Genomic DNA, 20372 nt, shown 5'->3' with positions numbered 1-20372 from the left:
CGATCCTGGAGGGCGGAGCCCGAGGGAGGCACGACCATGCACGCTCAGCGAGGCGATCGACTGGTCGTCGAGAGCCCGGTCACCGGCGCTGCCCGGCGCGACGGCGAGATCGTCGGCCTGCACCACGGCGACGGCACCCCGCCGTACGACGTGCGCTGGTCGGACACGGGCGAGATCACGCTGGTGTTCCCGGGGCCGGACGCGCACGTCCAGCACCTGGGCCGCGAGAAGATCCCGGACGACGGCGGCACGGCACCCGGAACCGCCCGGTCCGGTGAGGAACAGGCGGGTGCCGGGGCCGGTGCTGGTGCCGCTTCGGGGCGGCCCGGGGACTTCGGCCGGCGGTTGGCGGCCGCCCGCCGCCGCAAGGGGCTGGGACTGGCGGAGGCGGCGGGGCGGGCCCGGATGTCCCCGCAGTACCTCGCCTATCTTGAACAGCACCCCGCGAAACCGGGCACGGCGACCGTGCTGCGCCTGGCCGACGCGCTCGGCACCACCCTCGTCGCGCTGCAGGGCGGTGACCAGGAACTGCCGCCCGGACAGGGGAAGGCGCTGCCGCACCCGCGGCTGGCCGACCTGACCGAGGACGAGTGCCGGGCGCTGCTGTCCCGGCACGGCGTCGGCCGCATCGCCCTGGCCACCGGGGACGGGCCCGCCGTGTTCCCGGTCAACTACGACGTGGTGGACGGCGCCCTGGTCTTCCGCACCGCGCCCGGCTCGGCCCCCGCCGCGGCCGTCGGCGCCGAGGTCGCCTTCGAGGTCGATCACATCGACGAGACGATGAGCCGGGGCTGGAGCGTCCTCGCGGTCGGGCGCGGGGAGGCGGTCACGGACGCCGGGACCGTGCGCAGGCTGGAGGAGCGGGCCCACTCCGAGCCCTGGGCCGGCGGGCGGCGCACCCTGTGGGTGCGGATCCGTCCCTTCCGACTCACCGGCCGCCGCATCACACCGGCCGACCACTGAGGCACCGGGACGCGGGCGCGGCCTCCGGCTCCAGGGGCGATACCCCATTCTTCGACGGGCGGTGCAGCCCCTTCTACGGGCGGTGCGGCCTCTGCTACGGGCGGTGCAGCCTCTTCTATGGGCGGTGCGGCCTCTTCTACGGGCGGTGCGGCGCCCGGCTCACGAGTGGTGCGCGTCCCTCACCTCTCCCCGCTGCCGTACGGCGCGTAGAGGTCGAGGAGCCGGATCCGGGCCGAGTGCAGCCGGTGGGCGACCACCCGGCCGACCCAGACGGCGACCGCCCGGCCGAACTCGGCGTCCTCGGCGCACAGGGCCCGTACGGTGCCGGCGTCGAACTCGTAGGCCCGCACCGGGCTCATGGCCTCGGCGCCCAGCTGCCATACGTACGGCGGGAAGTGCCCCCGACCAGTTGGCCCTGCCCCAGGGACTCGATGACGGCGGCGCGGCGACCGGGGACGTGCAGGTCGAGGGCGACGGTCCCGGATCTGATGATCCAGAACCGGTCGGCGTGCCGGCCCTCCTCGAACAGCCGGCGGCCGACGTCGAAGGACACGTCGTGGGCGAGGTCCATCAGGCGTTGGCGGTGTTCGGCGGGCAGCGCCTTGGCCAGGGTCGCGGGAGGGGTCATCGCGCCGACTCCTTTCGTCCGCGAGGTGCGGTGCGGGGATCACGGGGGCCACTGCTCCCAGGCTCCGCCCGCGCGTGCCGCGCCGCCACCGGCCGTCCGGGCCGCCCATGAGGGACCTCGGCCCCTGTCCGCGGGGCCGGGGGATCACTAGGGGGCCCGGACGCGGTCCTCAGCGCGGCCCGGGCGCCCCGGCGCGCAGGCCGTCCATCACGATGTCCAGGAGACGCCTCGCGCGGGACTGCCAGTCGCCGTGCGGGTCGAGCTGCCAGAGGCCGGCGATGGCCAGGAGGAAGTCGTCGGCGCTCACGCCCGGCCGGATGGTGCCGGCCTCCTCGTTGGCGCGGAGCAGCAGTCCGGCCGCGTCGGCCACCGAGCTGTGCCCCGGTTTCGCGGGGCTGCCGGGGCCGCTGGTGGCCTGCCGGATCGCGTCGGCCAGCCCGGCCTTGGTCATGGCGAACCGGGCCAGGTGGTCCATCCACTCGCGCAGCGCCCGCCCGGGTTCCCGGGCCGCGAGCAGCTCGGCCGCGCTGTCGGCGACCTGCTGCATCTCGTGCCGGTAGATCTCCAGGACCAGCGCCTCGCGGTTGGGGAAGTTGCGGTAGAACGTGGCCTGCCCGACGCCCGCCTTCTTGGCGATCACACTGAGCGGGGCGTCGGCGCAGCGGGTCAGCTCGGCCACCGCCGCTTCCAGGATGCTCTCGCGGTTGCGCTGCGCGTCCGAGCGCAGGGGAACGGCCTTCTTCTGCTGCACCCGTCCTCCTTTCGGGTGTCTGCCCGAAACAGCCTTGATAACCGGACAGCTGTCCGGTAGATTTCTCCATAACGGACAGCTGTCCGCTTCGCTCACCATAGTGGCGGACAGCGCTCTTTAGCCACCCAGCACTCTTTCTGATTCGCCGTCTGCCAGGCCGTCCCCTCTTCGACGTGTTTCCGGATAAGCGAAAGAAGCTGATCATGGACCGAGCCGCTTCACCGACCCACAGTCCTGTCACCTTGAACATCAACGGCGACAAGCACACGCTCGCCATCGACCACCGCACCACCCTGCTCGACGCCCTGCGCGAGCGGCTCGACCTGACCGGCACCAAGAAGGGCTGCGACCAGGGGCAATGCGGCGCCTGCACGGTCCTGCTCGACGGCCGGCGGGCGGTGTCCTGCCTGCAACTGGCCGTGGCGGCCGAGGGGCGTGAGATCACCACCATCGAAGGTGTGGCCGAGGGCGAGCGGCTGCATCCGGTGCAGCAGGCGTTCCTCGACCTCGACGGTTACCAGTGCGGCTACTGCACCCCGGGACAGATCTGCTCGGCCGTCGCGGTGATCGAGGAACACGCGGCCGGCTGGCCCAGCGCCGTCACCGACGACGTACGGCCCGACGCAGGCCCGCCGTCCCTGACGCCCGACGAGATCAGAGAGCGGATGAGCGGGAACCTGTGCCGCTGCGGCGCCTACGTGTCGATCGTCCAGGCGGTCGCCCGCGCCGCCGAGACCGTGCGGACGGGCCGGGGCGCACCGGCCGGCCAGGACGAGGAGGCCGTGGCATGAGGGAATTCGGCTACGACAGGGCGTACGACGTCGCCGGAGCCGTCGCGCTGCTGGGCGCCGACCCGGACGCCCGCTTCCTGGGCGGCGGCACCAATCTCGTCGACCTCATGAAGAGCGGCGTCGAGCGGCCCACCCGGCTCGTCGACGTACGCGAACTCCCGCTGGACACCATCGAGCAGGACGAGGACGGCGGCCTGCGCATCGGCGCCACCGTCACCAACAGCGAGTTGGCCGCCCACCCCGAGATCCGCCGGCGCTACCCGGCGCTGACCCAGGCGGTCCTGGCCGGTGCCTCCGGGCAACTGCGCAACATGGCGACCGTTGGCGGCAACCTCCTCCAGCGCCCCCGCTGCGGGTACTTCACCGATGTCACCAAGGCGTGCAACAAGCGCGTCCCGGGCAGCGGCTGCCCCGCCATCGAGGGCGAGCACCACAATCACGCCGTCCTCGGTGCCTCCGCGCACTGCGTGGCCGTCCACCCCTCGGACATGGGCGTCGCCCTGGCCGCCTTCGACGCGGTGGTCCGCTTCGAGACGGCGGACGGGCCGGGCCGGCTGCCGCTCGGTGACTTCTACCTGCCCGTGGGCGACACCCCGCACCGGGAGACCGCCCTGCCGCCGGGCGCGCTGATCACCGGTGTCACCCTGCCGCCCGCCCCGGTCGCCGCCCACTCGCGCTACCGCAAGGTGCGCGAGCGCGCCTCCTACGCGTTCGCCATCGGCTCCGTGGCCGCCGCGCTGGACGTGCGGGACGGCATGGTGCGCGAGGCGCGCCTGGCGCTCGGCGCGGTCGCCTCCCGGCCGTGGCGGGCCCACGCGGCCGAGCGGGTGCTGACGGGCGCACCGGCCGATGCCGCGACCTTCGCCGCCGCCGCGGACGCCGAACTGGCCGCGGCAAGGCCACTGCCCGGCAACGGGTACAAGGTGACCCTCCTGCGCAACCTCGTGGTCGCCGTGCTGTCCGAACTCGCCGAGGAGAGCGCCCGATGACCACCACCACGACCGGGAAACAGACCACCACGCGCGGCTCCGTCGGCACCGCGCACACCCGAGTGGAGGGCCGCGACAAGGTCACCGGAGCCGCCCGGTACGCCGGTGAGATCCCCTTCGCCGAACTCGCCCACGGCTGGCTGGTGCTGTCCACCGTCGCCCGTGGCCGGATCCGGTCCCTCGACACGGCCTCCGTCCTCGCCATGCCCGGCGTCCTCGCCGTCCTGCACCACGAGAACGCCCCCCGCGTCGACACCGACTACATCGGCATGCTCGGCGTCCCGCCGGACCCCACCTGCGCCCTCTTCCAGAACGACCGGGTGGCGCACCTGGGCTGGCCGGTGGCGCTGGTGGTCGCCGAGACCTCCGAACAGGCGAGGGAGGCCGCCGAAGCCCTCGTCGTGCGCTACGAGCAGGAACCGCACGACATCGACTTCTCCGCCGACCGCACCGACGCCTACCCCGCGGAGGGCCACGCGCCCGCCGTGACTGGCAAGGGCGACCTGGAGGCCGAACTCGCCGCATCCGACATCGTCCTGGACGCGCGCTACACCACCCCCGAAGAGCACCACAGCATGATGGAGCCGCACGCGGCGACCGCCCGCTGGGAAGGCGGCCGGCTCGAACTCGTCGACTCCAACCAGGGAGCCAGCTGGGTCGTCGGCGAGCTGGCCAAGCTGTTCTCGCTCGACCCGGCCTCCGTTCGGGTGCGCTCCGAACACGTCGGCGGCGGATTCGGCAGCAAGGGCGTGCGCGCCCACCAGGTGGCCGCCGTGATGGCCACGACCGTGCTGCACCGCCCGGTGCGTGTGGTCATGACCCGCCGGCAGATGTTCTCCCTGTCCGGGTACCGCAGCCCCACCGCGCAGCGGATCCGGCTCGGCGCGGACGCCGACGGCCGCCTGCGTGCCTTGGAGCACCGCTCCGTCAGCCAGACCTCCACCGTCCACGAGTTCGTCGAGCAGAGCACCACCCCGTCCCAGGTCATGTACGACGCGGCCGCCCACCACACCGCCGCCGAGGTGGTGCGGCTGGACGTGCCGACCCCGACCTGGATGCGCGCCCCGGGAGAGGCCCCGGGCTCCTTCGCCCTGGAGTCGGCCCTCGACGAGCTGGCCGCGAAGTGCGGCCTCGACCCGATCGAACTGCGCCTGCGCAACGAACCCGACCAGGGCCCGGTCTCCGGGCTGCCGTTCAGCACCCGCAACCTGCCCGCCTGCTTCCGCGAGGGCGCTCGCAGGTTCGGCTGGGCGGACCGTGACCCGCGTCCCGGAGTGCGCCGCGAAGGCCGCTGGCTGCTCGGCACCGGTACGGCCGGTGCGTCCTTCGGCGCCGGAGCGGCCCCGTCCACGGCGACCGTGACGGCCGAGGCGGACGGCACCTTCACCGTCCGGATCGCCGCCGCTGACATCGGGACCGGCGCCCGGACCGCACTCGGTCTGGTCGCCGCCGACGCCCTGCGGACCACGCCGGACCGGGTCCGGGTGCGCATCGGGGACAGCGACTTCGGACCCGCGATGATCGCGGGTGGTTCCATGGGCACCCGCTCCTGGAGCTGGGCGGTCACCGCCGCCGCCGGAGAGCTGCGGGAGCGCCTCGCGCTCGGCGCCGACATTCCCCCGGAGGGCATCACCGTACGGTCCGACACCACCGAGGCCATCGGCGCACTCGCCCGCACGGAACGGCACTCCTACGGCGCGCAGTTCGCCGAGGTCGCCGTGGACGTCACCACCGGCGAAGTACGGGTGCGCCGCATGCTCGGCATCTTCGCGGCCGGTCAGATCGTCAACCCGTTGACCGCGCGCGGCCAGCTCATCGGCGGCATGACCTGGGGCATCTCCATGGCGCTGCACGAGGAGGCGGTCCGGGACCGGGCCACCGGCGGCCACTACAGCCCCGACCTCGCCGGCTACCACGTCGCCACCCACGCCGACGTGCCGTTCATCGAGGCCGACTGGGTGGACGACTTCGACCCGGACGACCCCGTGGGCATCAAGGGCGTCGGGGAGATCGGCATCGTCGGAGCGGCCGCCGCCGTCGCCAACGCGGTCTGGCACGCCACCGGCGTCCGCCACCGCGACCTGCCCATCCGACCCGACCGCGTCCTGCGCGCCGCCGCCGGAGCCAACGATGCTTGACATCGCGGAGGAGCTGCACCGCTGGATCGAGGAGGGCCGCGCGTTCGCCGTCGCCTCCGTCGTGGCCGTCGGGGGAAGCGCGCCGCGCGGACCGGGCGCCGCCCTCGCCGTCGACAGCGAGGGCACCGCCATCGGTTCCGTCTCCGGCGGCTGCGTGGAGGGGGCGGTCTACGACCTGTGCCGTGAGGCGATGCGGGACGGCACCACCGTCGTGGAACGGTTCGGGTACAGCGACGAGGACGCCTTCGCCGTGGGACTGACCTGCGGCGGAGTTCTCGATGTGATGATCACGCCGGTGGGGGAGCGGGCACCGGTGCGGACGGTGCTCCGGGCGGCGCTGTCGGCCGCCGTCCGCGGTGAACCGGCGGCCCTCGCCCGGGTCGTCCGAGGCCCGGACCACCTCCTGGGCGCCGCGTTGCTGGTCCGGCCGGACGGGACGTACGAGGAGGGGGAGGGTGAAGGCGGGCTCGGCGGTGGCCTGGAGCCGGTCCGATCCGCCGCGGCCGAGGCCAGGGCCCTACTGGAGGCCGGCCGTACCGGCACGGTGGAGCTGTCCGAGGACGGTTCGCACTGCCCCGGCGGGCTGACGCTGCTCGTGGAGTCGAACATGCCGCCGCCGCGCATGATCGTCTTCGGGGCGGTCGACTTCGCCGCGGCGCTGGTCAGGGCGGGCAAATTCCTCGGGTATCACGTGACGGTGTGCGACGCGAGGCCGGTCTTCGCCACACGGGACCGATTCCCGGAGGCCGACGACATCGTGGTGGAGTGGCCGCACCGCTACCTGGAGCGGGTAGCGACCGACACCCGCACCGCGCTGTGCGTCCTCACCCATGACGCCAAGTTCGACATCCCCCTGTTGACGGCCGCCCTGCGTCTGCCGGTCGCCTTCGTCGGCGCGATGGGCTCACGGCGTACGCACGAGGACCGTCTGGACCGGCTGCGGGAAGCCGGACTGGGCGAACGGGAACTGGCCCGGCTGCGGTCCCCGATCGGACTGGACCTCGGCGCCCGCACCCCCGAGGAGACCGCCCTGTCGATCGCGGCGGAGATCGTCGCGACCCGGCGCGGCGGCACGGGCGTGCCGCTGACCGGCTCCCGGGTGCCGATCCACCACGACCACGACCACGATCACGATCACGACCATGATCACGGACAGCGGGACAGCGCCCGGGCGGCGTGAGCGTCACCGGGACGGTGGCGAGGGCCACCGAGCCGGCGGCGGCTCACGGACGGGGGCGCGGGAACGTCCTGAGAGCCTCGGCGAGACCGGCGGCATCGGTGCCGATCTTGCGGTAGGCGACGGAGAGGAGTTGGCGTACACCCTGCTCGGTGAGGTGGAGTTCCTTCGCCACCACCGCCACCGCCTTGCCCTCGGCGGCCCGTTCGGCGGCCTTGCGTTCCTGAGCGGTGAGCGTGTCGGTCTGCGCGTACTTGAGGGGCAGCGGCCGCAGTCCGGCGGCCGACAGCTCCGTGCGGGCCCGGGCGGCCAGGGCCTCGGCCCCGCAGTGGACCGCCGTCTCCAGGCCCTGGTAGAGCCGGTCGGCCGCCTCCTGCACGCGGCCGTTACGGGCCAGCGCGGCACCATGGCCGACCAGCGCGCGGGCCAGTTCGTAGGCGGCGGGCGAGCCCTCCAGGAGGGTGACGGCCGCCGCGTGCAGATCGAGGGCGGCCGGACCGCCGGTCACCTCCGCCAGGGTGCACAGCGTCTGCCCGTGGGCCGACGGGGCGCCGAAGGCCCGGGCCCGTCCGACGGCCTCCTGGGCCAGGCGGACCGCGCGGTCGGGTTCGGTGGGGGCCAAAGCCGATGCCAGGTCGAGCTGCCACGGGCACCAGGCGGGGTTGCGCCACGCCCGCGTGTCCAGCCACTCGCCGACCTCCGACAGCAGCCGGGCCGCCTCGGCGTTCCGGCCCTCGGCCAGCAGCAGTTCGGCGTACACCGTGCGCGGGTCGGGGTAGATGACGGCGTTCGGCACGGTCTCGCCGAACCGGTGGGCGTCGGCGATCCGCCGGGCCTCGCCGGCCCGCCCGCGGGCCAGCAGGGTCTGGATCAGGATGCCGACCGCGAACCACTGCGCGGGCACGGCACCCTCCACCCGGTCGGCGATGCGCAGGCCCTCCCGGACGAGGTTCTCGGCCTCGGCCAGGTCGCCGCGGTGGTAGCGGATGTAGCCGAGGAGCGTCTGCCCCAGCGCCAGATGGGAACCGCGCCAGCCCTTGGCGGCGCACTCGGCGATGCCCCTGCCGAACAGTTCCTCAGCCCGCCGGGGCTGGTCGCAGTACATGAACACCAGGGCCACCGAGACGGGCACCTCGAAGCCCCGGTTCTCGTCGGTCCAGCTCAGGCCGCCGCGCAGGGCGTTCTCAGCGTGGTCGAGGACGGTCCGCCGTGACTCGCCGCGCACCAGGGCGTCCCAGGCGCGCAGCCCCAGGATGGAGCGTTCCTCCAGCGTGCGGCCGGTCAGCCGTTCCGCCAGCCGCGCCAGCTTCCGGGACCGCGCCGGTGAGTCGGGCTCGTCGGCCCGGAAGGCGCTCCACACGAAGTGGTCGGCCTGCATGCGCAGCCGGATCCGGGGACTGGTGGCCTGCTGCGCCTCCTCGGCGGCCACCGCCGCGGCCTCCGCCGTCCGGTCCGTGTGCGCCAGCGCCTGGGTCAGCCGGTAGACGATGGAGGCGTGCAGCTCGGGGGCGATGTCCGGCTCCGCCAGCGCCGCCCGCAGATGGCGGACGGTGGCCGCGGGTTCGATGAGGAAGGTCGCGCAGGCCAGTTCGTGCAGCAGCGCGGCCCGGTCCTCGGGCAGGGGCGGTTCCTGCAGGGCACGGGTGAGGACCCGTCGCGCGGCCTCGGGGGCCCCGGCACGCAGGTACTGGCGGGCGGCCTCCCGCAGGCAGGCGACGGCTTCGGCGTTGCCCTCGCAGGGGACCTCCAGCAGATGCCGGGCGGCGTCGAGGGGGCCCAGGCCGGCGGCGCGCACGGCCACCGCGGCGGCGTTGTGCAGCCCCATCCGGAACGAGGGGGTGATGGCCTGGTAGATCGTCGTGGCGATCAGCGGGTGGAAGAACTCCAGGCCGCCGCCCGGAGCATGGCTGTCGGTCAGGATTCTCGCCGCGCGCAGTTTCGCGGTCTCCTCGGCGGCCTGTTCGACACCGATCACGGCGATGGCGGCGGCGAGGTCCTGCGAGAAGGTCGTGCCCAGCACGGCGGCGGCCGAGGCGAAGCGGACGGTGGTCGTGCCCAGCCGGTGCAGCCGGTCGAGCAGCCCGGGTCCCTTGACCGCCGACGCCAGCTCCCGCATCACCGGCAGCTCGTCACCGGTGCCGGTGATCTGCCGTTCGGCGAGCCGGATCGCCAGTTCCACCGTCTCGAACGGGCTGCCCTCGGTGACCGTCCAGCATTCCGCGCAGAAGGCGTCCTCGGCTTTCTCGCCGACGTGTTCCCGGATGATCCGGGCCACGCCGTCGGCGGTGAGCGGTTCCAGGGTGTGCGGACGGTTCCCGTTGTGTTCGAGCAGCGCGCCGAACGCGGCGGCCTCGGGCGGCAGTGCCTCGGGCCGGTAGGCGACGACGATCAGCAGCGGAAGGCTCTCCACGCGCGGGGCGAAGGAGGCGAGCCAGCTCAGGGACTCGGTGTCGGCCCAGTGGGCGTCGTCCAGGAGCAGCACGACCGGTTTGCGCAGCACGGTCAGCCGGGTCATGACCCAGTCCAGGCCGTCCCGTACGCCGGTGGGGTCGGGGACCCGGGCGGTGCCGGACGCCTCCAGGCCGAGGGCGGCGGCGACGATGCCGTACCAACTGCCGAGGAAGGACCGGCGTTCCGGCTCGGTCATCTCGGCCAGCGCGGGCTGGATGAGCTGGCGGACCACGTGGAAGGCCAGTTCGTGTTCGTTCTCGCCGCCGCGGGCCGACAGCACCGTGAACCCCTGGGCCACCGCCCGGGTGCGCAGCTTGGCCATCAGCGTCGTCTTGCCCAGCCCGGTGGGACCGGTGAACGCGAGCAGTCCGCCGCCCGGTGGGCGCGGCACCCCGTCCACGGCGCCCTTGAGGTCCGCCAGTGCCGCGTCGAGCGCGCACAGTTCTCGATGCCGTTCGAGCAGCGGCTGCGGCTGCGGCTGCGCCTGCGCCTGCGGGTGCTGCTGCTGGGTGCTCGTATGCCGTGGCCCATGTGCCATGTGCCTACCGCTTCCTGGTGTCCGGCCGTCCGGGGGAGAGGCCAGAGCGTACGCCTGCGTAGGTCCCGGACGGCCGAACGGGGCACGGAAGGGGCAAGGACGGGTGAATCGCCGGCCGCGGACGGTTCATTCGCGCCACGGACGGGTAAGGCCGCTCGAATGGGTCGCAGTCAGACGGCTGTTGACGGGCGATCAGCGCCGGTCGGTCGGCGCCGGTCGGTCGGTACTGGCCGTTCGGTACTGGCCGTTCGGCATCGACCGTTCGGTACTGGCCGTTCGGCATCGACTGTTCGGTGCCGGGTGGCGCTGGTGTTCGTTGTCAGTGGGCGGGCGTCCGGGCCGCGTCCGCGTACCGCGGCACCGTGCGGGACCAGTGGTAGCAGCCGCGGATCCAGCCGGCCATGCCGTCCACATAGCCGACACCGGCCGAACCGAGCTGCGGTTCCAGTTCCGCGCGCAGCCGCTCGAACTCACGGATCGTGGCGTTGATCCGCCCGATGGCCGGCAGGACGGCCTCCGACAGCGAGCAGCCGTAGGCGGCCTGGTAGCCGAGAGCCAGGTTGATCATGCCGCCGGACCGCTGCTCCTTCACCGCGGAGTAGAGGTCGGGTATCCACACCGCGGCATCGGCGGACAGCCGCGCCAGCCGCCGCATGAGCGGGTGGTGCAGCTCGGCGGGGGTCAGCTCGCGGCACTGAGCGGCCTCCTGCAGCGGATAGAACGGCTCCACCCCGGCGATGAGCGACCGTATCGACGTACACACCCCGAGGTGCGGCGGGGCGGTCCCGGCCTGGGCCACCGCCTCGTACATCAGCCCGTGCACGTACTCCCTGCCGTGCCACGCCCAGCGTTCCGCCTGCGCGGGTGTGCAGCGCCGCCGGACCCGCCGGTGGAGGTCGGCCAGGGCCGCTCCGAGGGGGGTGACCGGCGGCTCGCCGTCGCGCAGGATCGCCACGCTCTCGCACAGCATGGGCAGCAGCCGCTCGGGGCCGTCCCGGCCGGTCTCCTCCGCGCGGTCGTCGTAGACGAACTGGTAGGCGATCTGGTCGGCGACGATCCGGAGGATCTCCGCGTCCATGTCCGGGCCGTTGTAGGAGGCGAGCTGGGCCGGGCGGGTACGGGTGATCATGTCGGCCACGCCCGGTTCGGCGGTGAGCCCGCAGGCGTCCAGCCACGCGTCCACACCGGCCACGGCCTCGGCCTCGTGCGGGTTGCTGCGGAAGGGGAAGGGCATGTGGAGATGGGCGTCGATCAGGGCGGGCAGCGTGCCGGCCGGGGCGACCGGCACCGCCGACACGGCCCCGGCGGCCTGGGCGACCGCGCCGACTTGAGCGCCCTGGCCGACCTGGCCGACCTGGCCGACCTGGCGGTCCGGTCCGGTCGGCCGGTCGGTGGCTGCGGGGCCGCGCTGTGCCACCGTGCGTTCTGCCACTGTGCGTTCCTCGTGGCTCGTCGTCACCACGGTCACCTGTCCTTCGGGAGGTCGTGCGCAGCGAGCGGACGCGGTTCGCAGGTCATCACCAGCGACCGCGGGCCCAGGGTCACCGCGGGACGCGGAGGTGCCACCGGCCCGGGCAGGTGCCGCAGGCGCCGGCGGCCGGCGATGGTGGCGAGCGCCACCGTGGCCTCCGCCACCGCGAACGCGTCACCGACGCATTTGCGGTTGCCCGCGGCGAACGGGAGCATCGCGCCGTGCGGCACGGCGGCCGTCTCCCGCGCGAGCCAGCGTTCCGGCCGGAAGCGGTCCGGGTCGGGGAACGACGCGGGATCGTGGTGCAGCAGGTACGGGCTGTAGAGGACGGTGGCGCCGCGCGGCAGCCGGCAGCCGGCGAGTTCCGTCTCCTCGGTGGTGACACGGGTGAAGAGCCAGCCGGGCGGCGAGTGCCGCAGCGTCTCGGTGACGACGCTTCGGGTGTGGACCAGGCGCGGCAGTTCGCCGGCGGTGGGGGGCCGGCCGCCGAGCACCGCGTCGACCTCAGCGTGCACGCGGCGCTCCGCCTCCGGGTGCCCGGCCAGCAGGCTGAAGGCGGAGGCCAGGCACAGCGCGGTGGTCTCCACCCCGGTGAGCAGCAGCGTGATGAGGTGGTCGTGGACCTCGCGGCCGGTGATCGGCGGCCCCTCGCCCTCGCCGCGCTCGGCGGCCAGCAGCGTGCCCAGGAGATCGTCGCGGGGCGCCGACCGGCGGCGCTGCGCCACGGTCGCCTCGACCACGGCGTGCAGCCGCCGCAGGGCTTGGCTGTAGCGGCGGTTGGCGGGCAGCGGCACCCGGAAGGGCGCGTCGAGCGGTACGACCGTACGCACGAACAGGCCGCGCACCACGGTCGCCAGACACTCCCTCAGCTCCGCGGACGTCGTCTCGTCGAGGGTGTCGGACAGCAGGACGCGGCTGGTCACCCGGGTCGTCAGCGCCATCATGGCCGCGCTGACATCGACCCGCTCGCCCGGCCGCCAGCTGTCGCGGACGGCCACGGACTCCTCGCCCATCAGCGCCGTGTACGCCGCCACCTGGGACGGCTGGAAACACGGCTGGAGCAGGCGGCGCTGCCTGCGGTGCGTCTCCTGGCGGCTGGTGACCAGGCCGTCGCCCATCAGCGACCGCAGCCGGTCGTACTGGGGGCCGCCCTTGTCGAAGGTCCGGGTGTCCACCAGCACCCGGTGGACCAGCTCCGGACGGCACACCACCCAGGCGGGCAGCGGACCCAGCCGGATTCGGACGACATCACCGTATGCGGGAAGGGATTTCAGAAAAGCCAGCGGACGGCGGAACAAGGCGATACCGTGGCTGAAGAAGGGGAATATGCCCGGCGCAGTACCCACGGTCCAGACTCGGTCTGACGTGGGCACGGCACCGTGTAATGCACCGCTCATCGAATACCACCTGTCTCAGTCGACACACAGAAGCCGGGTGGCCCTTCAGGGCTGGGCGCTCGCATCGAGTCCTGCCCAGTCCAGCGCGTTCCCGGTCGTGGAATCGGTCGTCGACGGGGGCGCACGGAAGCGCGTGGAAGCGCGAGCTGAACCGCTTGTGTGATCTGACGTACGGCGACGGTGGTACCGCGTACACGTAGGCGGTGGTACGGCGTATACGGAGACGGTGGTACGGCGTACGGACACGCCTGACCCATCCGGCCTGTTACGGCCGGCTATGGCGCGCCCGCGCCTCCGCAGTTCTGCTACGCCTCTCCGGCACTCAGGAGCGCGCTCCGCCGTTCTGCTCGCTCTGCTCGGCGCGCTCGGCGTCCCGCTTCTTCAGCCGCGCCGCCTCCTTGCGGACCTCCGCCTGGGTGGCGCGCTCCTTCTCCAGCCACTCGGGCCGCTCCTGCTTCAGGGCTTCGATCTGCTCGGTGGTGAGCGCCTCGGTGACCCCGCCGCGCGCGAGACCCGCGATGGAGACACCCAGCTTGGCGGCGACCACCGGACGGGGGTGCGGGCCGTCGCGTCGCAGCTCACGCAGCCACTCGGGCGGATCGGCCTGGAGTTCGTCGAGCCGGGCACGCGAGACGGCGCCCTCCTGGAACTCGGCGGGCGTGGCGGGCAGGTACACACCCAGCTTCTTCGCCGCGGTGGCGGGCTTCATCGTCTGGGCGGTCTGGTGCGACTTCATGGTGTCCAGACTATCGACCGCCGGCGGGAGGTCCGACCACGCCGGGTAACCTGGCGGGGTGACAGGCTCGGAAACATCCCCCACGTTCCGGCTCGCGTACGTCCCCGGGGTGACGCCCGCCAAGTGGGTGCGGATCTGGAACGAGCGCCTGCCCGACGTCCCCCTCGCCCTCGTCCAGCTCCCGGTCGCCGCCGCGCCGGACGCGCTGCGCGAGGGCACGGCGGACGCGGGTGTCGTACGGCTGCCGGTGGACCGTACGTTCTTCAGCGCGATCCCCCTCTACACCGAGACGACCGTGGTCGTCGTCCCCAAGGACCACCTGCTGACGGCCGTGGACGAGGTCTCCCTCGCCGACCTGGCCGACGAGGTGGTGCTCCACCCCCTGGACGACGTCCTCGGGTGGGAGCAGCCGCCCGGCGAGGCCGCCTTCGAGCGCCCCGCCACCACCGAGGACGCCGTCGAGCTGGTGGCCGCGAACGTGGGCCTGCTGGTCGTCCCGCAGTCCCTGGCCCGCCTGCACCACCGCAGGGACCTGACCTACCGGCCGGTCGCGGACGCGCCGCAGTCCGGTGTCGCGCTGGTGTGGCCGGAGGAGACCACCACCGATCTGGTCGACGACTTCATCGGGATCGTGCGCGGCCGCACGGCCAACAGCACCCGGGGCCGCACCCGGACCCCGGCCGAGGAACGGTCCGCCCAGTCCGCGGACACGCGTGCCGACGGCGCCACCGCCCGCCGCAGGCCCACGGCCGGCAAGACCGGCGGCAAGACGGGCCGGGCGCCGCAGAAGCGGGGCGGTTCCGGCGGCTCCCGCGACGGCAGGGGCACCCCGGGCGGCGGCGGTGGCAAGGGCGGCAAAGGCGGCAAGCCGCGTCGGCGGTCCTAGCAGGCGGTCCTGACCGGTGGCCCTAGTCGGCGCTCCGCTCAGCGCGCGAGCAGTTCTCGCAGTGCCTCGGCCACTTCCCGTGGCGCCTCCTCGGCCATGAAGTGGCCGCACCCGACCGTGCGGTGGCGCAGGTCCGGCGCCCACGTCCGCCACAGCGCGGCGGCGTCGTACCCGAGGGCGGCACCCCAGTCCTGCTGCAGGACGGTGACGGGCATGGCCAGCCGGTTCCCGGCCTCGCGGGCGGCCCGGTCGTGGACCACGTCGATGGCCGCCGACGCCCGGTAGTCGGCCACGATCGAGGGGACGGCGGCGCGGGAGGCCGCCAGGTAGGCGGCCCGCACCTCGGCGGGCAGCGCCTGGGGGTCCTGGGTCCAGACATCGAGGAAATGGCCGAAGAAGTCGTCCGCCGCGGCGGCGATCATCCGCTCGGGCAGGCCCGGCGGCTGGGCCATCAGGTACAGGTGGAAGGCGACGGCGGCCTGCGCGCCGTGCAGCACGTCCCACATGTCGAGGGTGGGCAGGATGTCGAGCAGCGCCAGACGGCTGACCGCGTCCGGGTGGTCGAGTCCCGCGCGGAACGCGACCAGGGCGCCGCGGTCGTGCCCGGCCAGCGCGAACCGCCGGTGACCGAGGGCACGGGCCAGCGCCACGACGTCCGCGGCCATGGTCCGCTTGGCGTACGCCGTCCCGTCGCTGTCGGCGGGCTTGTCGCTGGCGCCGTAGCCGCGCAGGTCGGGGCAGATCACGGTGTGCTCGGCGGCGAGGTCGGCGGCCACGTGCCGCCACATGAGATGGGTCTGCGGGAAGCCGTGCAGCAGGATCACGGGCGAGCCCGAGCCGCCCACGGCGGCGGTCAGCTCCACACCGTCGGCGACCGGGACACGGCGCAGGTCGAAACCGGGGATGGTGGGTGTCATCGAAGATGCCTTTCGTCGAATGCGTCGAAATCGAACCGGACCGGTGAAGCGCCGGGCACCGGCCGCGACCACCGGCCCCACCGAGCCTGCCGTGCCCCGATCAGCGGACAATCAGCGCGAGTGCCTGGCGATCGATCGGCACGGCGAGAAAAACGTCAAGGAAACGGCGAGGTGGGTGCGGGATGGACGCGGTCCGGTTCGGCGTGCTCGGGCCGGTGGTGGCCGAGGGCGGCGGAGGCGCCCCGCTCGACCTCAAGGGGCCGCGGCACCGGGCCGTGCTGGCCCGGCTGGTCGTGGCCCGTCGCCGGGTCGTCCCCGTCGCCCGGCTGGTGGCGGACCTCTGGGAGGAACCCCCGGCCGGGGCCGTCGGCGCCGTGCAGACCTTCGTCGCCGCACTGCGCCGCGCCCTGGAACCGGACCGCCCGCCCCGCGCCCCCGCCCGCCTGCTGGTCACCGAGGGTCCGGGCTACGCCCTGCGCGCCGCTCCGGACGCGGTGGACGCCTGGCGCTTCGAGACGGCCGTGGCCGAGGCCGCCCGGCTGCCGCCCGAGCGGGCCCTCGGCCGCTTGGCGGAGGCACTGGCGTGGTGGCGCGGGCCCGCCTACACCGGGTTCGCCCACGAGGAGTGGTCCCGCGCCGAGCGCGCCCGGCTCGCGGAACTGCGGCTGCGCGCCGAGGAGCAGCGGGCCGCCGCCCGGCTGGAACTGGGCCGGGCCGCGGAGGCGGTACCCGACCTGGACGCCCATGTCACCGATCACCCCTGGCGGGAGGAGGCCTGGCGGCTGCTGGCCCTCGCGCTGTACCGCACGGGCCGCCAGGGCGACGCTCTCGCCGTCCTGCGCCGCGCCCGTACGACCCTGACCGGGCAGCTCGGCATCGACCCCGGCCCCGCGCTGCGCCGCCTGGAGGCGGACGTCCTCGCCCAGAGCCCCGCCCTGGACGCGCCGCCGACGAACGACGCGGCCGGCCTGTGGCACCGTGCCGCACAGGCGTACGACCGGACGGTGGCCGCCGGCTCGCGAGCCCGCCTGGAGTCGACGGTCGGGCTGCTGCGCGCTCTCGCCGTGACCGGCGGCGGGGGACTGGCCGCCGCCCGCGAGCAGCGGACCGCCGTGGTCGACGCCGCCGAGGAACTGGGCGATCCGGCGCTCACCGCCCGGATCATCGGCGCCTACGACGTTCCCGCGATCTGGACCCGCGGCGACGACCCGGAGGCGGCCCGGCGGATCGTCGCGGCGGCCGAACGCACCCTCGCCGCACTGCCGCCCCGCACGCCGGAGCACGACGCCGACCGCTGCCGCCTGCTGTCCACGATCGCCCTGGAGATGCGCGGCACCCGGTCACCGCGCGGACCGGAGGCGGCGGCCGAGGCGGAGGCGCTCGCCCGCCGGCTCGACGACCCGGCGCTGCTCGCCTTCGCCCTGAACGGCCGGTTCATGCAGTCCTGCACCCGGGCCGGGCTCGCCGCCCGGCGCGACGCGATCGGCGCCGAGCTGGTGACGCTGTCCGCGCGCCACGGGCTGGCGACCTGCGAAGTGCTCGGGCACCTCGTCCGCGTGCAGGCCAGGGCGGCGCTCGGCGACAGCGCGCGGGCGCACGCGCACGCCGTCGCCGCGGACCGCCTCGCCGAACGGCATGAACGCCCGCTGGCCACCGTCTTCACCGGCTGGTACCGCGCGATGCGGACCGGCACCGAGGAGGCCGTGCGGGCCGCCGCCGCGCTCCTGGACGGCGCCGGCATGCCGGGCCTCACGCGCGGGCTGCTGCCCCTGGCCCTGCTGTGCGTACGGCTCAGGGACCGGCCCCGAGCGGCCCTCGACGCGGCCGGAGCCGCGGCCCTTCTGGATCCCGCCGCCGACTGGGGACCGTACCGTCCCTGGGGCCTGCCCTTCGTGCTGCTGGGCACGGGGCGCCGTGCCGAGGCCGGGGACGCCCTGCGCGCGCTGCCCGAGCCGCCCGCCGACCTCCTCCACGAAGCCCTGTGCTGCCTGGAGGCGGCACTCGCCCTGGAACTCGGCGACCGGACCGCGCTGCGGCGCGTCCACGCCCGTCTGCTGCCCGCCGCCGGGGAAGAGGCAGGCGCGGGCAGCGGACTCGTCAGTCTGGGACCGGTCACGCGGTGGCTGGCGGAGATCACCGCCGAACTGGACACGCCGGAACTGTGATGAGAACTGGACACGCCGGAACTGTGATGACCGGCGGCGCCGGCCCCTCGACAGGCGGGGTCCGGGCGCGCGTCACTTCCTCGCCGCGTGGCCGATCGACTCCACCAGCGGCAGCAACCGATGCGGGACACGTTCGCGCAGGGCCACCTCCGTGCGGGTGCGGACCACGCCCGGCAGGCTGATCAGCTTCTGGATCACGTCCTCCAGGTGGGCGTTGTCCCGCGCCACGACCCGGGTGAGCAGATCGCCGCCGCCGGTGATCGAGAACGCCTCGACGATCTCCGGCACCCCCGCCAGCGCGTCCCCGACGTCGTCCAGATGCCCCTGGGTGACCTCGATGTGCACGAACGCCAGCACCGGGTGGCCGAGCGCGGCGGGGGAGAGGGCGGGACCCGTGCCGGTGATCACACCGTCCCGTTCGAGGCGGTCCAGGCGCGCCTGGAGCGTGCCGCGCGCGACGCCGAGGACGCGGGCGTACTCCCGCACGCTGGTACGCGGCTGTTCGAGGAGCAGGCGCAGGATGCGGGTGTCGAGTTCGTCCACGGCCACGGCGGTGCCGGCCTCCTCGGGGTGCGATCGGATCGGCGTACGACCATGAAGTACGACCGTACGGATGCGGGATGGTCCAGGGTGATGCGGGATGGTCCAGCGGACGTCGTCCATTGGCCCGTCACCGGCCAGAATAACCCGGCCGATGCTGTACCAATGGCCCAGTGATGCGGCGGTCGCTTGAGCCAGGGGTACCGATGATGCTCTGATGGACATGTCGATGGCGCTGCGGAATCCCGCGGCGCCTTTTTCATGCCGGTGCGTCCGTGCCGGCGTACCGGTTCTGCCAAGGGGGCGGTATTCCCGTGCTGAAGAGGGTGTTCGCGGCTCCGGACCCGGGGCGTGTACGACTGCGGTTCGCGGCCCGGGCGGTCCTCGGCATCGGCCTGGCGGTCCTCGTCTGCGGCCTGGCCGGGTACTCGCTGCCGGGCCTGGTCACCGGCGGCCTTGCCGCGCTGCTCGCCCTCTTCACCGTCACCGATCCCACGGTCCGCGGCCAGGCGGTCACCACCGCGCTGCTGCCGGTGGCGGGCCTGCCGGTGCTCGCCGCGGCGGCCCTCCTGCACGCGCATCCGGCCGCCCGGGACATCGCCTTCCTCGCCGTGGTCGGCGCCGGCGTGTACGCGCGCCGCTGGGGGCCGCGCGGGCACAGCCTGGGTGTGTTCGCGTTCATGACCTTCTTCGTGGCGCAGTTCCTGCACGCCACCGTGGAGCAGCTGCCCGAGCTGACCGTAGCCGTCGTCCTGTCGCTGCTCAGCGCGGCGGCGGCGCGCTTCGGACTGTGGTGCTACGAACGCCGGCTGCCCCAGGCCGTCGTGCCCGTGCCGCCGACCGGCACCGGATTCGCCCGGGTGACCACCCGGCAGGCGGTCCAGGCCATGGCGGGCGGCGGCTTCGCGCTCCTGGCGGGCCAGCTGATGTCCGGGCAGCGCTGGTACTGGGCCGTCGGTGCCACCTGGTGGGTGTTCGTGAACACCGCCTCGCGCGGCGAGACCCTGGTCCGCGGGTTCCGCAGGGTCCTGGGCACCGTGCTCGGCATCGGCATCGGCGCCCTGCTCGTCGCCCCGCTGCACGGCGCCGCGGTGCCCACGGCCGTCCTCGTCGCCGTCGCGGTCTTCGGCATCTTCTACACGGCCGCCGTGTCCTACACCTGGATGATGCTCTGCGTCACACTGCTCGCCGAGTCGCTCTACGGCCTCCTCGGCGTGCTCACCCCCGGCCTGGTCGCCCTGCGGATCGGCGAGACCGCCCTCGGCGCGCTCGGGGCCTGGCTGGCCGTGCTGTTCGTGCTGCCGGTCAGCACGCACGCCGTCACCGGCGCCTGGATCCAGCGCGCCCTGCGCTGCGTGCACACCTGCACCGCCGAGGCCGCCGCCCGGCTGGCGGGCACCGCGGACGCCGACCCGGCGCCCCGGGTGGCCGAACTGGAACACCTGCTCGGCCGGGTACGGCTCTCCGTCGCCCCGCTCGTGCACCCGCTGAACCCGATGCTCGGCCGCAAGCGACGCGCCCGCCAGGTGCTCGCCCTGCTCGACGACTGCGCCCGGGAGATCCGCGGCCTGGTCGCCATCGCCGCCGACCCGGAGGCCTCCCACGACGCGCGTCTGGCGGCCGCCTGCTGGCGGGTCCAGGCGGCGGTGGAGGCGCTCACCGCGGACGGCACCGAGCCCCTCACCGCGACCGACGCCGCCCCGCCCGCGGAGCTGCCCGCCCTCGCCCACCTGCACGGCCTGGAACGGGCCCTGGCGGACCTGGCCGCACCCCTGCGCGCCCCGTCGGGCTCCTTCCTGGCCGGCGCCTGACCGCAAGGGGGGCGTGCTCCCCA

General features: G+C 74.2%; 15 protein-coding genes and 1 pseudogene. 8 read left to right on the top strand and 8 right to left on the bottom strand.

Annotated elements, in window-relative coordinates:
- Nucleotides 1-36: 36 nt before the first annotated feature.
- Nucleotides 37-963, top strand: a complete 927-nt coding sequence (locus ABZ858_RS08915) for a pyridoxamine 5'-phosphate oxidase family protein (RefSeq protein ID WP_361374177.1) — start codon at nt 37-39, stop codon at nt 961-963.
- A 179-nt stretch (nt 964-1142) separates the two neighbouring features.
- Here the strand turns inward: ABZ858_RS08915 and ABZ858_RS08910 are convergent.
- Both ABZ858_RS08910 and ABZ858_RS08905 read right to left on the bottom strand, forming a co-directional pair.
- Nucleotides 1143-1591: pseudogene (locus tag ABZ858_RS08910) on the bottom strand (cyclic nucleotide-binding domain-containing protein).
- A 169-nt stretch (nt 1592-1760) separates the two neighbouring features.
- The gene (locus tag ABZ858_RS08905; RefSeq protein ID WP_361374175.1) at nt 1761-2342 is read right to left on the bottom strand and encodes a TetR/AcrR family transcriptional regulator; all 582 of its coding nucleotides are present in this window, start codon (nt 2340-2342) and stop codon (nt 1761-1763) included.
- A 203-nt stretch (nt 2343-2545) separates the two neighbouring features.
- Between ABZ858_RS08905 and ABZ858_RS08900 the strand changes: the two genes are divergently transcribed.
- Genes ABZ858_RS08900 through ABZ858_RS08885 form a run of 4 tightly spaced genes read left to right on the top strand, consistent with a single transcriptional unit; the run spans nt 2546 to nt 7440 of the window.
- Nucleotides 2546-3133, top strand: a complete 588-nt coding sequence (locus tag ABZ858_RS08900) for a 2Fe-2S iron-sulfur cluster-binding protein (protein WP_361374173.1) — start codon at nt 2546-2548, stop codon at nt 3131-3133.
- The gene (locus ABZ858_RS08895) at nt 3130-4122 is read left to right on the top strand and encodes a xanthine dehydrogenase family protein subunit M (protein WP_361374171.1); all 993 of its coding nucleotides are present in this window, start codon (nt 3130-3132) and stop codon (nt 4120-4122) included. Before ABZ858_RS08900 ends, ABZ858_RS08895 begins: the two co-directional genes overlap by 4 nt.
- Nucleotides 4119-6260 carry a xanthine dehydrogenase family protein molybdopterin-binding subunit gene (locus ABZ858_RS08890; RefSeq protein ID WP_361374169.1) on the top strand — a complete coding sequence of 714 codons (2142 nt, stop codon included), beginning with the start codon at nt 4119-4121 and terminating at the stop codon, nt 6258-6260. The genes ABZ858_RS08895 and ABZ858_RS08890 overlap by 4 nt, the downstream gene beginning before the upstream one ends.
- Nucleotides 6253-7440 carry an XdhC/CoxI family protein gene (locus ABZ858_RS08885; RefSeq protein ID WP_361374167.1) on the top strand — a complete coding sequence of 396 codons (1188 nt, stop codon included), beginning with the start codon at nt 6253-6255 and terminating at the stop codon, nt 7438-7440. The genes ABZ858_RS08890 and ABZ858_RS08885 overlap by 8 nt, the downstream gene beginning before the upstream one ends.
- Nucleotides 7441-7483: 43 nt before the next feature.
- Here the strand turns inward: ABZ858_RS08885 and ABZ858_RS08880 are convergent, their stop codons facing one another.
- The 4 genes from ABZ858_RS08880 to ABZ858_RS08865 all read right to left on the bottom strand — a co-directional run bounded on the left by ABZ858_RS08880 (nt 7484) and on the right by ABZ858_RS08865 (nt 14030).
- Nucleotides 7484-10426 carry an AAA family ATPase gene (locus ABZ858_RS08880; RefSeq protein ID WP_361374165.1) on the bottom strand — a complete coding sequence of 981 codons (2943 nt, stop codon included), beginning with the start codon at nt 10424-10426 and terminating at the stop codon, nt 7484-7486.
- A gap of 319 nt (nt 10427-10745) precedes the next feature.
- Complete coding sequence (locus ABZ858_RS08875; protein ID WP_361374163.1) at nt 10746-11858, bottom strand: (-)-alpha-amorphene synthase; 1113 nt, start codon at nt 11856-11858, stop codon at nt 10746-10748.
- Nucleotides 11859-11890: 32 nt separating this feature from the next.
- Nucleotides 11891-13294, bottom strand: coding sequence for a cytochrome P450 (locus ABZ858_RS08870; protein WP_361374161.1), 1404 nt, complete (start codon nt 13292-13294; stop codon nt 11891-11893).
- A 322-nt stretch (nt 13295-13616) separates the two neighbouring features.
- Nucleotides 13617-14030, bottom strand: a complete 414-nt coding sequence (locus ABZ858_RS08865; RefSeq protein WP_361374159.1) for a DUF5997 family protein — start codon at nt 14028-14030, stop codon at nt 13617-13619.
- Nucleotides 14031-14088: 58 nt separating this feature from the next.
- Here ABZ858_RS08865 and ABZ858_RS08860 point away from each other — a divergent pair, with 58 nt between their 5' ends.
- Nucleotides 14089-14916: a LysR family substrate-binding domain-containing protein gene (locus ABZ858_RS08860; protein WP_361374157.1), complete on the top strand. Its 828-nt coding sequence runs from the start codon at nt 14089-14091 to the stop codon at nt 14914-14916.
- A 38-nt stretch (nt 14917-14954) separates the two neighbouring features.
- On the opposite strand, the gene ABZ858_RS08855 is transcribed toward ABZ858_RS08860, so the two are convergent.
- Nucleotides 14955-15833, bottom strand: a complete 879-nt coding sequence (locus ABZ858_RS08855) for an alpha/beta hydrolase (protein ID WP_361374155.1) — start codon at nt 15831-15833, stop codon at nt 14955-14957.
- Between the two features lie 182 nt (nt 15834-16015).
- On the opposite strand from ABZ858_RS08855, the gene ABZ858_RS08850 reads away from it, so the two are divergent.
- A complete protein-coding gene (locus ABZ858_RS08850; RefSeq protein WP_361374153.1) occupies nt 16016-17998 on the top strand; it encodes an AfsR/SARP family transcriptional regulator in 1983 nt (660 codons plus the stop codon).
- Nucleotides 17999-18070: 72 nt separating this feature from the next.
- Here the strand turns inward: ABZ858_RS08850 and ABZ858_RS08845 are convergent, their stop codons facing one another.
- A complete protein-coding gene (locus ABZ858_RS08845) occupies nt 18071-18547 on the bottom strand; it encodes an Lrp/AsnC family transcriptional regulator (protein ID WP_361374151.1) in 477 nt (158 codons plus the stop codon).
- A 305-nt stretch (nt 18548-18852) separates the two neighbouring features.
- Between ABZ858_RS08845 and ABZ858_RS08840 the strand changes: the two genes are divergently transcribed.
- On the top strand, nt 18853-20349 hold the full coding sequence (locus ABZ858_RS08840) for an FUSC family protein (RefSeq protein ID WP_361374149.1): 1497 nt from the start codon (nt 18853-18855) through the stop codon (nt 20347-20349).
- The last annotated feature ends 23 nt before the right edge of the window (nt 20350-20372 follow it).

This window comes from Streptomyces sp. NPDC047017, from assembly GCF_040644175.1.
Taxonomy (GTDB): domain Bacteria; phylum Actinomycetota; class Actinomycetes; order Streptomycetales; family Streptomycetaceae; genus Streptomyces.
This window is presented reverse-complemented; position numbering and strand designations above follow the sequence as displayed.

Coding starts and splice junctions, on each gene's coding strand:
- ABZ858_RS08900 (WP_361374173.1), top strand. CDS start 2,546: ATGGACCGAGCCGCTTCACCGACCCACAGTCCTGTCACCTTGAACATC.
- ABZ858_RS08880 (WP_361374165.1), bottom strand. CDS start 10,426: ATGGCACATGGGCCACGGCATACGAGCACCCAGCAGCAGCACCCGCAG.
- ABZ858_RS08890 (WP_361374169.1), top strand. CDS start 4,119: ATGACCACCACCACGACCGGGAAACAGACCACCACGCGCGGCTCCGTC.
- ABZ858_RS08870 (WP_361374161.1), bottom strand. CDS start 13,294: ATGAGCGGTGCATTACACGGTGCCGTGCCCACGTCAGACCGAGTCTGG.
- ABZ858_RS08915 (WP_361374177.1), top strand. CDS start 37: ATGCACGCTCAGCGAGGCGATCGACTGGTCGTCGAGAGCCCGGTCACC.
- ABZ858_RS08895 (WP_361374171.1), top strand. CDS start 3,130: ATGAGGGAATTCGGCTACGACAGGGCGTACGACGTCGCCGGAGCCGTC.
- ABZ858_RS08855 (WP_361374155.1), bottom strand. CDS start 15,833: ATGACACCCACCATCCCCGGTTTCGACCTGCGCCGTGTCCCGGTCGCC.
- ABZ858_RS08865 (WP_361374159.1), bottom strand. CDS start 14,030: ATGAAGTCGCACCAGACCGCCCAGACGATGAAGCCCGCCACCGCGGCG.
- ABZ858_RS08850 (WP_361374153.1), top strand. CDS start 16,016: ATGGACGCGGTCCGGTTCGGCGTGCTCGGGCCGGTGGTGGCCGAGGGC.
- ABZ858_RS08885 (WP_361374167.1), top strand. CDS start 6,253: ATGCTTGACATCGCGGAGGAGCTGCACCGCTGGATCGAGGAGGGCCGC.